Genomic DNA, 13037 nt, shown 5'->3' with positions numbered 1-13037 from the left:
GTTAGTCGTCCTATACCTTGGGCCATCATTGCTGCGTTTTGCTCGTGACGCGTAACAATAAGTTCAGGTCCATCGTCTTCAAGTGCGTTAAATAAATAGTCAATTTTTGCACCTGGAATACCAAATATATATTCCACATCATTATTCTTTAGAGTATCAATAACTATGTTAGCTGCATTATAATTTTTATTAGTCATTTACATTCATTTCCTTTCAAGTTTTACATTACATGTCTATATCTACTAGTTTTATACATATTCAATAAAATACATGTAATTTGTTTGTGTCTACATTATAACCCCATTTCAAACATGAATAAAAATACTTATTGACGATACTAAACATTCTTTTATTTCATATTTTCATTACTATTAATAAATTATAAGGGCTCATTATACTGATACGATAATCTTTTTGATATCAGAAAGCTATGAAAATATGTCTAATTTAAAGTTATCAATGCAACACTTAAAAATATTCAAAAATAAAGTCATGTAAATGAATCATCAATCTGACTTTTAAAATAAGAAAAACTTCTTAATGTATACGTCGTAAAAAAGCTGTCTAAATACAAAGACAACTTTTAAAACTTCATTATGTTTGAAAGGCATTAGATAAAGGAAATATTATTAAAAAGCAAAGAATGATAAAAAATTATTAGGTCACATTAGATTTATCTATACTATTTAATTATAAAAGGAATAAGTATGTTTTAACATACTATAGGATATAAAAATTTTTATACAAAAAGGAGTTTTTTTTATTATTTATATAATTTGTATAATTCTAATGTTGGTTGCCATTGGTGCTTTTTTAAAAAACATTATGAGTAGAAAGAAAAGCAAAGTTTTCGATATTGTAGCTAGTACTACCTTTTTAATTGCTTCAATTTTACTTTTAATTTACGAAATTTTTATTACTTAAATATACAATTGTATTTCAATAAAATTATTGATATTAAGAATAGTAATATTATTTATCTAATTATATTTCATTCCTTTTAACTTGGGAAATCAATAACTCTTTTATTTGCTTTTGCTGCCCAAGTAACTATTGGCAATTAGTACTGAAATTGCTAATGAAAGCTATCAATTTGTACCAGTTTATACGGTTGCTGCAATATTTTATTGGGCATTAGCGATTATTATTGAGCTCATCTTCCATAAGTTAGAACACCATACATCCCATTATTTAGTGTCATAAATTAAAACTCTGGAACGCGCTTTTGAATAAGCGTGCACCAGAGTTTTTAATTAATTCTTATTCTCAATATTTCTATGAGGACGACCAGCAAATAACATAATCCAAGTTGCTAGAATAAATGGCATCGTCACTGATGGTAAACCAATGGGTTCAAGTATTGTATTCAAACCTAAATTCAATAGAACAGTTAATAATAAACCTTGATTAATGTTATTCACGTTACCACCTAACATAGCTACAATAACAAAACCGAGTACATTACCTAAAATGGCATATACCGTTGCTTTTCTAGAATCGATTAAGATCCCAATTAATATAAGTAAACCTGCCCATATACTAGGTATGATAAACACTTCACTAAACCCTTCTAAAGTAGTTTTAAGAAGAAAACTATCAAATCGATCATGAACCATTAACTCAAGTAACTTATTTCAAAATGATGCAAGACTTCCTACAACTGGATGATATTTTAATTGCTGAACAAGGTTCTTCATTCTTTGGAGCCTATGATTTAGCTTTATATAAAGACAATACCTTTATTGGACAGCCTTTATGGGGGTCTATCGGTTACACATTACCTGCAACATTAGGTACAGAAATCGCTGCACCACATAGACGTAATGTCTTACTTATCGGAGATGGTTCTTTACAACTGACAGTTCAATCGTTATCAACAATGATCAGACAACAATTGAAACCAATTATATTTGTAGTTAACAATGATGGTTATACAGTGGAATGTTTAATTCATGGTATGAAAGAACCATATAATGATATTCACATGTGATTACAAAGCACTTCCTGCAGTATTTGGCAGAGACAATGTAGTCGTCCATGATGTTAATACATCACATGAACTAAAAGAAACATTTGAAAAAATCAATGCAAATGGTGATTGCATGCACTTTGTTGAAGTGAAAATGGCAGTTGAAGACGCACCAGCTAAATTAAGTGATATTGCTAAAGTATTTGCTTCACAAAATAAATAAACAATATATGATAACCCAAATTACATTCTTTAAATTATGTTTATTAAATCACCTATAAAATATTTTTCTATAGGTGTAATTAATTATGACAGACTAAAAATATTCTCTTTAACTATAAAATTAAAGAGAATATTTTTTACTTTAAAAGTCCAAGTTTAACGAATTTTAAGTTTTTAATTTTAATGACATATTAATCTTATTAATGAGTTTTTCATGTTCAATTTCATTTGCATAATCCTTCTGTAATTGTAACCTAGTGCGGTATGTTTTATGATTATTAGACATTTTTCGAAGCATTAATGTCAAATTATTAATATCTTTCTCCATAACAATATTTTCAGTCGCTGTAAACATACGATTATGTGCTTCATTATGCGTTGCAAATATCACCATATCATTTTCAAATGCTCGACCAACTGCATCCAATAATTCATTACCTTTATTATTATCTAAATAAATATCACATCGTTGATATAATGATTCAATTGTCTCTTCATTCGCCACTGGATACAATCGAACATTATCATATTTCATTAAGTTTAATAGTCTATTAGACATTTCTGTAATAGCTGCAATATGAAATTGATATTCGCTATTACTTTTTACTAATTCTTCAATACAGAGCAATTGATCGGAATTTGTTAAAGTTAATATATTTCTAGTAAATTGGTTTTGTTTTCGGTAACTATAAAGATAGCCACCTCTAATTACTTTATCACGTTCTTTATCACCAAGCCCTTGGCGAATTGTTAGATATTCATCTCTATTTGGTATCATTATTGAATACTTTCTATTTAACGATTTATCAAACATAAGTTTCATATTTCCTGGAATAGTACCGTGACTATTTTCTTGCCAAACGAGAATTCCCTTTCCAATTGTATTCATTCTATATAACGCGATAAAAGGCATTGCTAGTGAATTAAAGATAACTACATCCAAATCTACATTTAGTTGTTTTAAGTAATATATGACAAATGATTCTTGAGACTTAAAAAAGTGTGTCTTGTTTTTCCAGTTTAATATATAGTCCCCAGTCACATAATTTTCATAGATAATTTCTTTGCCTAGGTGATCAAAGTACTTTTTCATTATAGATTTGCCAGTTAAATCATAAATAACTTCAGCAAATTTAAACCCATTTTTATTATAGAGATCAACTGTACGTAATCGTTGCTTATTATCCAACCACTCAACTCGACTTACAATACGAGACTTGAAATTGGGTTGATAGAAAATTTTACCTCTAACTTCCCCTAAATTTTTTATTTCACCCATATCATTTGTACCTGTAATTTCCCAGTAAGTTGGCACCTCTACTTCATTAAAGAATAAAGGCTTATCACTTTGTTTAATTGGATTTTGAGCAAAAAATTGGTAAGGAGAGGTAACATCATCTGGTAAAAAGCCATCATCCTCTAAACAAATTGTCAAATGTTGATACCCTGCAAGTTTCAATGAACGATGTAATAATTGTGAATTAAAATGATAATTATCAAATATATTAATCATGTAGCACCTCGTTAATTAGCATATTCCATTTTTCTACTATTTTCTGAGTTAAAAATTCTCTAGCAATTTCATATGATGTGCGTTCTGGATTTTTTGGTCCATTTTTAAAATATTTCACTATATATGAAGCTAATTCATTAATCTTTTCTTCTTCATCTGCAGATTCTACATTTTCAGACATCAGATATCCATTTTCACCATTACGAATAAATGTTGGATTACCATAATTTACATTAAATCCTATCATTCCTAAACCAGACCCTACAGCCTCCATCAATGTCAAACCGAAACCTTCACTTTGTGAAGCAGATACAAATAATTCATATTTTGAATAAACATCTTGCAAATTAACATGACCCTTTAATGTAATATATTCTTGCGCATTATTTTCATAAACAATTTGTTCTATTTTATCTTTTTCTCCACCTTGACCGTATATATCAAACGTTAATTTAGGAATCTCTTTTTTTGCCTTTACAACTGCTTTAGCAATCCAGTCTACATGTTTCTCTTTAGCCAGTCGAGATGCTGTTATCATTGAATACGGTTGTCTTTTTTTCTCTGGATGAATAAGTTGATTTAAACTACCTACAGGAACTGTTCTGATTAATGGATTATCATGAGTATATTTAGAAAAATGTTGACTTAAAATACGATTTTGTAAATCGGTCGCAGTAATAAAGAAGTCAACAAATTTTGCATTTCTAAATTGATATTCATAGTAGTTATTCCACAATATATTATCGCCATCAGTGGCATTATCACTAAAATGTTCTGCATGAACTACCACACCTAATTTGCTAGCACCTTTATTTTGTAATACTGCTTGACCAATTTCTGTAGCTCTATCTAGGATTACGATATCCCTATTTGATAAATTTAATTTATTCATGAAATATGCAACAAATTCTGCTTTACTATAGAGCTGTGCATCATCAAAGACAAAGACACTTTCTTTATCATCTATATACTCTTTATATGCAATTGTTCCATCTTCATTGTAAAACTGTCTCATATATATCTTGGCATAATTTTGATATGGAGCATAATATTCAGAAAAAACTCTTGTATAACTAAAGAAATCTTTTCTTACTAAATAGCCTTCAAGAACAAACTCCACTCTATCTACATAATTTTTATCTGCATTTTTCATATAGCACGTTGCAAATGAACTTTTATCATCATCGAAATACAATCTTTTGATTTTACCGTTATCCTCTATTTGAGTAATTTCGTTATCGATTTCACCCATTAAATCATCTAAAGTATATGTTGTTGGTGCAATTTTTATATCACTAAAATATTGATATAACCAAATTACTTCATCATCTTTAAATCCTAAGTTATCAGTTAATGTTTGGATATTTTCAGAAGACATGAAATCTAAAAAAATAAATTTTACATTTCTATACAGCTGTCTCAACAATTTAGCTCTATATGCTTGAGCATATTCAATTCCACTACTTGCCCAACCTATTCCAAAGTTTATATTATATACAGTCATCATAAACCCCCTTTATTTTATGGGAAATAAATCACAAGATCTCCATGTTTATCAAACGTTATAATACTTAAACATAAATTTCTTATAATATTTCTTTTTAATGTAATTGTCATAGCTTCATATGACTCTAATGCAACTTTATGATATTCATATACGGCATTTCTTTGACCATTTTGGCGATTATTGACGCTAGCTTTTAGTTGCTGAAGATAATCGACTTGTTCAATCCATGCCATATCGATTGCTTTGATAAATGATTTTTGAATGAAACGTAATATGAAATATGGATCTGCTGCTTTCTTTTGATTATCCTCAAATTGATGCATAAAATGTTGTATTAAAAAATCAACAATTGATTCTTGGTTATATACATCTATTCTTTCATTATTCGCTTCAAAATTGAAAGATAAGTTTTTATAAACATAGCTAATTACATCTTTTTCATCATTTATATTAAAGCTTTTTAAATCGCTTCTAAAAACATCTTTCGCCAATTGATTATAATCAAATTGGTTTTTATCAACCATATCTAAAATACGATTTCTTTCTTTATATATTAAATCTCTTTGTACACTAATACTTTTTTCAAATTCATTAGCCATTTCACGTTGAACAATAGAAGTCTCTTCTGAAACAGTTTGTGCTTTATTTACAATATTTTTTACTCTCAATTGAAAAACTTTACTATTTTCCAAATATTCACTATTAGTTTGCTTCAACTTGTCGTTCTCTAGCAATTTAGATTGGCTCCACTTTTTAACAATGTAATCATTTAATGACACAAATATTTGAGATACACCGGGATCACCTTGTCGACCAGCACGGCCTCTTAGCTGTCTATCTACACGACTATTTTCCATATGTTCATTAATAATCACCGCTAATCCACCAATTTCATGAACACCTTGTGCTAATTTAATATCTGTACCACGTCCTGCCATACTTGTAGCCACAGTAACTGCTGCTCTAGTGCCTGCTTCTGCAATCATTTGAGCTTCTTTAGAAACATTTTGAGCAATTAATAGGTTATTAGGTATATCTAATTGGAATAGATTAGCCGAAAAATATTCAGCTGCTTCTGCAGTTCTAGTTATTAAAAGAACTGGCTGAGATTTTTTATGTTTTTCAACTACAACATCAATGATGGCTTGATTTTTTTCTTCCATATTTGCGAATACTCTATCTTCCAAATCTTGTCTCTGAATAGGTTTGTCAGTGGGAATCTCAACTACAATTTTCGAATATAATTCAAAAAATTCCTTTTCTCCTTGTTTACCTGTTCCAGTCATTCCTGCAAATTTGTCAAAGAGTTTAAATAAGTTTTGGAATGTAATTGTAGCCATCACACTCTTATCAATAGATAATTCAACATCTTCTTTAGCTTCAATTGCTTGGTGCAAACCTGATTGTAATTTCGTACCTGGAAGCATTCGCCCTGTAATTCTATCTATTAACACAATCTCTCCATTTGATACAAAATAATCTAAATTATAATCAAATAGATACTTAGCTCTCAATGATAAATTGATAATACGAACCAAATCAAAATTAAGTTCATCATATAAATGGTGCACTTTAAAGTAGTCATTTGCTTTATCAATACCTTGTTTTGTTAGCCAAATTTCTTTTTTATTTTTATCTAGTTTAAAATGTTGCCCATCTTTAAGTGTATGTACAAATTCTTTTACAATATCAAATAAATTAGATTGCAATCGTGGTGCACCGGATATAACAAGTGGTGTTTGGGCTGCATCTAAAATGATTGAATCAACTTCATCTAAAATTGCAAACTGTAATTCAGGTAAAAATTTAGTTCGCTTGTGATCTGCTAAATTGTCTGTAAGATAATCAAAGCCCAAACGCCCATTTGTAGTATAAATGATGTCATGTGCATATAGCTTTTGCTTTTCACCAGCTTCATATTCATAGTCTGGAATGTCTATAAATCCCAATGATGCAGTTAAGCCTAACCATTCATACAATGGTTTCATTTCCATGCAATCTCTTTTAGCTAGGTAATCATTAGTCGTAATTAAAAATGCTCTTTTACCTGTTAATGCATTTAAATATAAGGGCATCGTTGCAGTTAGCGTTTTGCCTTCTCCGGTTTGCATTTCTGCTATATTTCCCTGATGCATTACTATAGCTCCTAGTACCTGCACATCTTTAGGGTACATGCCTAATACACGGTAGGCAGATTCTCTTACCACAGCATATACCTCTGGTAAAATTTGATCTAATGTCTCTTTAGATTCCATTATTCTCTTTTTAAATTCTTGAGTTTTTGCTTTTAATGCTTCATCAGTATATTCAGAAAAAACATGACTCATTTTATTGATACTATTTAATGTTTTATTTAGTTTTTTTAACCGCATTTTATTAATAGTATTATCAAATTTACCTGTCATTTTAACACCTCTTTCTGAATTTTATACTTTATTGTGTCTGATTTTATCTATTGTTTTACTAATATCAGTTGATATAGTTGAATGACTGCTCTCTATATGTTGGTCTTCAATAATAATTCGGCGAAATTGTAAATGCTGAAATCCAGCATTCATTAATTCAATTTTATAAGAATAGGCATCTTTTGGATATTCAAACTCAATATCATCATCTTCGATAATCATAGTTTTAATTTTTTCACCATTCTTTTTATATAAAACAATCTTAAAATACACTGATCTTTCAGGTGTGACATCATAATCAAACCTAATTTTATAATTGTTTCCTTTTTTCAATAATGGTAATGAAGGCACTTGTTTATTTGTTGTATAACTTGATAACATGTTCCATTCACGTATCACCATTCCTGAGGGCATCAATGAATTGTCCATGCTGACAAAATTATTATTAAATTTTAGCTTAGCTCCATACATAAAAGTACTTTTATGTACCTTTTTCCAGGTGATATCAAATCGATTATTTTGATTCATACTACTCTCTCCCGAATTGATTATTTAAAATAATATGATAGAAGTTTACAAACCAACTGGTTATCGTTGCTGAGTCATCATTATGTCTACCAGGCACGCCACGTGTCATGACATGCGTTTTAGATTCTCCTAGCACAGACATTAAATCATCAAAAGCTATATCATCATAATCATCATTTTGCATATATGCGATAGCAAAAGTAGTATTTTCAACTTCATTTTGCTTAAATTTTCCCCAAAAACGCTTATTCAAATGATTGATATTTTCCTTACTAAATGTGCCTTCTTGAGACATCAAAATATCTAGTGCTGTTCCAAAATCATTAGGTCGCTTTAGTTTCATATTTTCAGCTATTCTACCAATATTCACTAATGGTTTACCAACAATCACAGCTCTTGGGTTTAATTGTGCACCATAGTATAATGCGCCAAATGACCCCATCGACAATCCAGATAATATCAAATCATCTTCTTTAAAATTTAAATATTCCAATGTTTCTTTAATAACTTTTTTTATGCTATTTTCATAGGTTTCAGAGCCAAGATAGAAGGATCCACCTTCGATTCTAGGGTCCCCAATAAGTAAAAATGGGGCATCTAGACTGTTCATCATAAAATATCCTTCAAACCCTTCTGCTGAACGATAACCACTAAAATATACATTTAATGGCGGCTTTAAATCACCAGGATTGAAATAATGTATAAACTCTTCGCCATTTTCATCGTTATAACGTTGACCACCCATTATAAATTGGCCCATCTCTGCACGAGACCACCTTTTATGGATCGCCCTAAGATGTACAACACCTGTTCCCTTTGCTTTTACTACTATAGAAATGTTTGCATCATAAGGTCTTGGCATCAATTCCAAAGGCTGGTTTAAATCATCCTTTGTCAAGGTTATAACATCTTTCGTATGTTCTAATGAGCCAAATGGGATTAATCTAATTACATATTGGACATCAACATTTCCCTCTACAAAAAATTCTGGCCATAACTGTACCATCATATTCTTATCGTAAACTAAGTTTTGGTTCCAGCTAACAATTGGCGTATACGACTCTCCAAAATTTCCAGACAAAACGAGTTCCTTGTTACCTAAGTATTCAAATTCTCCTTCAAAATTAGGATTTACCTCTCCTTTAATTGGCGAGACTTTATCTCCGTATTGCTTAGTAAAAGCACCTGATTTTAATTTATGATGCAACTCATCTGTTGATTTATAAATTAATGGTTTAATAAATTTATATTTTACTCGAGAATCATTTTCGAATTGAAAATCCCAATATTTTTCATCTACATAAATCGTATATGGTTCTCCCACTATTTCAATAACTTTCATCAATTCTTGAGAATATGTTGTTTGAATAAATACTAAATTAAAGGAACCAACTTCATCTATTAAATTTTCAATTGCTTCTTCATAACCACTTTCAAATGTAAATAGTATTGGATCAAGATAATCGATGTACACGTTTTTTTTATCATGGAAAATAGGTTCTAAATCTTCTCCACCGATTTGCAATATATTAAATTTTCTAGCCATATAACTCTCCTTTTATCAAACGGTTCACTTCTCTTATTATCTTAGTCGAACTAAATTCATCTACTAATTTTAGGGAAGATGCATAAGAATAATTCCAATTTTTCAAACTTAGTAAGAAGTAATCTAACGCCTGTATCATATTAGATGAACTTGGTATTATTAACCCGTTTACATTAGGTGTCACATAATCCGTTTCTATCATATTAATTTGAGGTACTCCTGCACTGATTGCACTAATTTGCAGATATAAATCTGGTTCATCACCCAAATCTATAACTACTCTTAATTGTGACATTGCTCTAATTAAATCTTCTTCAAATATGACCGATTCAATTTTAATTATTTCTATAAATTCCATTTCTTCTTCTAACACATCAGCCATTTCTTCACTTAAAGTTCTTTGTTCTTCATTATATAATTCATTTTTTTCTTTTACTATGTCTGATAACCATTTCGGTGTTTTGCTTGTTATATCTTTCATTAAAATAGTAACTCTATAGTTTTCTTTATTTTTAATATAACTATATAACTGATCTATTACAGGTTCTACTACATCTCTTGATAAATTATCTATCCAAAAACCAATATGCACATCATATAACTGAGAACTTATATTTGGGATTTTTTCAGTATCAAAGGGTGTAATTCTAGACATTTTCATGTTAATTGAATTGTTATTAGCAATAAGCCTACATTCTCTTTCATTTTCTTTTGTGTCAACTAAACAACTTTTTGCAGGTTGCATGGATTGAATTAAATGTGACGTTATTTCTCTATTTCTATTTGAAAATAGAGAAAAACATAATTGATTTGCTTCAAAATACCGTGTAATTAACTGATTATGTCTTCCATCGGAAGCAGCAATAAAATCGTCTGATTGTGTTATTTGATCTGTATAAAATTTTTCAACAATCTCTTCTATTATTTCCAACATATTTAAATATTTACTATGGTCTAATAAATCTTTAACTGGATTGTTAACTAATACTTCTCCTGTTATTAAGTTCTCAGTTAGAATCTTTTCACCCAATACATTTAAATAAGTTTGTTCAACTTCAGTATCATTTTCATATTTAATAATTGAAGATATAAACCCTCTATCGTCAAATATTATCTTTTGTTGTTGCAATCCATTTTCATATTCATGTATATGGAGTACATATCCCTCTTGATTAAACGTAATTTGAGAATACGTATTTTTACCTATAACTGCTTCTACCATAAACGGCGAATATACAAACTCTGTATCTTTAGGCCAATTCAAATCTAAGTAATCAATAGCTCTAGGTAATGTGTTTGGAGCACTTTGTAACACATCAAATACAGACCAATAATCACTTTCAAATAAATCATGTCTATGTAAAAACAACCTTAAATTAGGTGAATAATTTAATACTAGTAATTTATATTCATAACCATTTTTCTTATGCATAGACATTAAGCTAATCATGTCATCAAAATCTGTTTTATCCGGCTTATAATAGAAGGGAAGAGTATTGTCTTTCCACAATTTTTGTCCACTATACCACGCTGGTATAAAATATCTCATAAAAAATTCCTCCCTAATATTTGTCTAATATGCTTTTATATCTATCAAAATAAGAATATGCTCTTAATGTTTCAGTTATACTTATACCAATATAAATCAATATAATCAGTTGTATTGAAAAGTATATTTCTTTTGAAAGCTCTGGAACCAATAATGAACAATATAAGGGCACTGCTAAAATCAATGTCACTGTAACTGAACCAAACCAGCAAATTCTTCTTGCTTTTTTATTTAAATATCGCTCAGTTTCTTCACCAGGACTAATACCAGCAAAGTAATTTCCATTTTTTAAAAATTCTTTAGATTTCCTTTTAGTATTGATCAAAAATCTAGATAGTAAATATCCAAAAATGATTTGTATTACAATATATACTGTAATACCTATGGGATTATCAAATCCAAAAATGGCTACATTCATTTCCTTATTCAAAAGTAAGTTTCCAATTAAGTTAATGACACTATTTAACAATAGAAATAAAGATAAACTTATCATTATAGATATACTTCCTGCTGGATTTAATTTCCAGGCAAGATATGAATGTGAAGTTTGTGTAGACATATTCATTATATCTTTATAATGAAGTCGATACTCTGATAATTCTATATAGAGAAGTATTAGAATCGCTATAACTAGTAATCCAATCACAATAAATAATGTTGCTGTTACATTTATACTAGACAGTTGTTGATGAAATAAAGATTTTATTAAACTCATTAATACAATTGGCATTGGCCCACCAATTCCATAAGTCGTATTTTGATCAGCTAACCAGACTAATAGTAATGTCCCTGTTAATAAAACTAATACAAGTAACAGAATATTTGTGCTCTGTATTATATTATTCTGAACATAGGTATGGATAACATAGTATGCTTGTATCGTTGCTATAAGTATTGTTAATAGCCTTTCCTTTATTTGTTTTTCAGAACGAGTCTGCTTAACAATATTATCTACATCTCTATAGTTGAATAGCATGATAATAATCATTGCTGTTAACCACGGGCCTAACCCCAATGAAAATACATTCAATGAGCTTAAATCCCCACCGACATTTGAAACAGCTAATTTAAAAAAGCTATCATGGCTGGATTTAATTGATTCATTACCAATGATAGAAATATTACTTCCAAATATGTATATAAAAAGAATGAACATTGTAAAAATAATTCTTTTGTGTAAAATCTTAAACTCTTTATTTCTTAACATTTTTCCACCTAAAATTCTTATATTTTAATATGAGTGCAAAGAGGCTAAAAACATAATTGATTTACTATCACGTAAACTTAATATTATGTCTTAGCCTCTTTGTTTTACTTCATATTATCATAGATTAAAATCTATAATTATTTTTTATCTTCTTTGTTTTTACGTGATCTTTTCATTAAACCTAATCCAGCAAGCAATGAGAGAACAGCCCCCATTAATACGTTTGTATTATTAGCATCATTGCTATTACCAGTTTCAGGAAGTTCTTTGTTCTCATCACTATTATCTTTGTGATTTGATTGTTGAGCTACATTAGATGAGTTTGTACTTTCTCCAGTTGATGCACTATCTGATGCGCTTACTGATGTTGAATCAGATGCACTTACTGACGCTGAATCAGATGCAATTGTTGACGCTGAGTCAGACGCGCTTACTGACGCTGAGTCAGATGCACTTACTGACGCTGAATCAGATGCACTTGTTGACGCTGAGTCAGACGCGCTTACTGAGTTTGAGTCAGATACGCTTGTGCTTGTTGATGCACTATCTGATGTGCTTACTGACGTTGAATCACTTGCGCTTACTGACGTT

At 29.7% G+C, this 13037-nt stretch carries 11 protein-coding genes and 1 pseudogene; 2 read left to right on the top strand and 10 right to left on the bottom strand.

The genetic code is table 11. The features are described from left to right. A partial coding sequence (locus ACJQQZ_RS12395) for a thiamine pyrophosphate-binding protein (RefSeq protein WP_408023167.1) occupies positions 1 to 197 on the bottom strand: 197 nt, incomplete at its 3' end. 856 nt (positions 198 to 1053) lie between these two features. Between ACJQQZ_RS12395 and ACJQQZ_RS12390 the strand changes: the two genes are divergently transcribed. Then, on the top strand, positions 1054 to 1203 hold the full coding sequence (locus ACJQQZ_RS12390) for a hypothetical protein (protein ID WP_228065466.1): 150 nt from the start codon (positions 1054 to 1056) through the stop codon (positions 1201 to 1203). Between the two features lie 50 nt (positions 1204 to 1253). On the opposite strand, the gene ACJQQZ_RS12385 is transcribed toward ACJQQZ_RS12390, so the two are convergent. After that, positions 1254 to 1556, bottom strand: a complete 303-nt coding sequence (locus ACJQQZ_RS12385) for an urea transporter (protein ID WP_239217044.1) — start codon at positions 1554 to 1556, stop codon at positions 1254 to 1256. Between the two features lie 53 nt (positions 1557 to 1609). Between ACJQQZ_RS12385 and ACJQQZ_RS12380 the strand changes: the two are divergent. Further along, positions 1610 to 2192, top strand: a pseudogene (locus ACJQQZ_RS12380) (thiamine pyrophosphate-dependent enzyme); the annotation flags it as partial. A 165-nt stretch (positions 2193 to 2357) separates the two neighbouring features. Here ACJQQZ_RS12380 and gtfB read toward each other — a convergent pair. The 8 genes from gtfB to ACJQQZ_RS12340 form a co-directional block, all read right to left on the bottom strand. Further along, complete coding sequence (gene gtfB / locus ACJQQZ_RS12375; RefSeq protein ID WP_050969643.1) at positions 2358 to 3704, bottom strand: accessory Sec system glycosylation chaperone GtfB; 1347 nt, start codon at positions 3702 to 3704, stop codon at positions 2358 to 2360. Then, positions 3697 to 5208, bottom strand: a complete 1512-nt coding sequence (gene gtfA / locus ACJQQZ_RS12370) for an accessory Sec system glycosyltransferase GtfA (protein WP_050969642.1) — start codon at positions 5206 to 5208, stop codon at positions 3697 to 3699. Before gtfA ends, gtfB begins: the two co-directional genes overlap by 8 nt. 17 nt (positions 5209 to 5225) lie before the next feature. After that, positions 5226 to 7616, bottom strand: coding sequence for an accessory Sec system translocase SecA2 (secA2, locus tag ACJQQZ_RS12365; RefSeq protein WP_145506884.1), 2391 nt, complete (start codon positions 7614 to 7616; stop codon positions 5226 to 5228). Positions 7617 to 7637: 21 nt separating this feature from the next. After that, positions 7638 to 8144 carry an accessory Sec system protein Asp3 gene (gene asp3 / locus ACJQQZ_RS12360; RefSeq protein WP_071561222.1) on the bottom strand — a complete coding sequence of 169 codons (507 nt, stop codon included), beginning with the start codon at positions 8142 to 8144 and terminating at the stop codon, positions 7638 to 7640. A gap of 1 nt (position 8145) precedes the next feature. After that, positions 8146 to 9690, bottom strand: a complete 1545-nt coding sequence (gene asp2 / locus ACJQQZ_RS12355; protein ID WP_058714175.1) for an accessory Sec system protein Asp2 — start codon at positions 9688 to 9690, stop codon at positions 8146 to 8148. Further along, positions 9683 to 11239 (bottom strand): accessory Sec system protein Asp1, encoded by a 1557-nt coding sequence (gene asp1, locus ACJQQZ_RS12350; RefSeq protein WP_145506888.1) that lies wholly within the window; start codon positions 11237 to 11239, stop codon positions 9683 to 9685. Before asp1 ends, asp2 begins: the two co-directional genes overlap by 8 nt. Before the next feature lie 13 nt (positions 11240 to 11252). Further along, complete coding sequence (secY2, locus tag ACJQQZ_RS12345) at positions 11253 to 12446, bottom strand: accessory Sec system protein translocase subunit SecY2 (protein WP_050969638.1); 1194 nt, start codon at positions 12444 to 12446, stop codon at positions 11253 to 11255. Between the two features lie 137 nt (positions 12447 to 12583). Continuing rightward, a partial coding sequence (locus ACJQQZ_RS12340) for an LPXTG cell wall anchor domain-containing protein (RefSeq protein ID WP_408023166.1) occupies positions 12584 to 13037 on the bottom strand: 454 nt, incomplete at its 5' end.

The sequence above is a fragment of the Staphylococcus sp. KUGN1 genome, assembly GCF_045984185.1.
In the GTDB taxonomy this organism is placed as follows: domain Bacteria; phylum Bacillota; class Bacilli; order Staphylococcales; family Staphylococcaceae; genus Staphylococcus; species Staphylococcus warneri_A.
The sequence above is the reverse complement of the archived record's forward strand: the minus strand, read 5'-3'. Positions and strand labels throughout refer to the sequence as shown.

Bases quoted from the DNA above. Each gene is read 5' to 3' on its own strand.
- gtfB (WP_050969643.1), bottom strand. From the start codon at position 3,704: ATGATTAATATATTTGATAATTATCATTTTAATTCACAATTATTACAT.
- gtfA (WP_050969642.1), bottom strand. From the start codon at position 5,208: ATGACTGTATATAATATAAACTTTGGAATAGGTTGGGCAAGTAGTGGA.
- secA2 (WP_145506884.1), bottom strand. From the start codon at position 7,616: ATGACAGGTAAATTTGATAATACTATTAATAAAATGCGGTTAAAAAAA.
- asp3 (WP_071561222.1), bottom strand. From the start codon at position 8,144: ATGAATCAAAATAATCGATTTGATATCACCTGGAAAAAGGTACATAAA.
- asp2 (WP_058714175.1), bottom strand. From the start codon at position 9,690: ATGGCTAGAAAATTTAATATATTGCAAATCGGTGGAGAAGATTTAGAA.
- asp1 (WP_145506888.1), bottom strand. From the start codon at position 11,239: ATGAGATATTTTATACCAGCGTGGTATAGTGGACAAAAATTGTGGAAA.
- secY2 (WP_050969638.1), bottom strand. From the start codon at position 12,446: ATGTTAAGAAATAAAGAGTTTAAGATTTTACACAAAAGAATTATTTTT.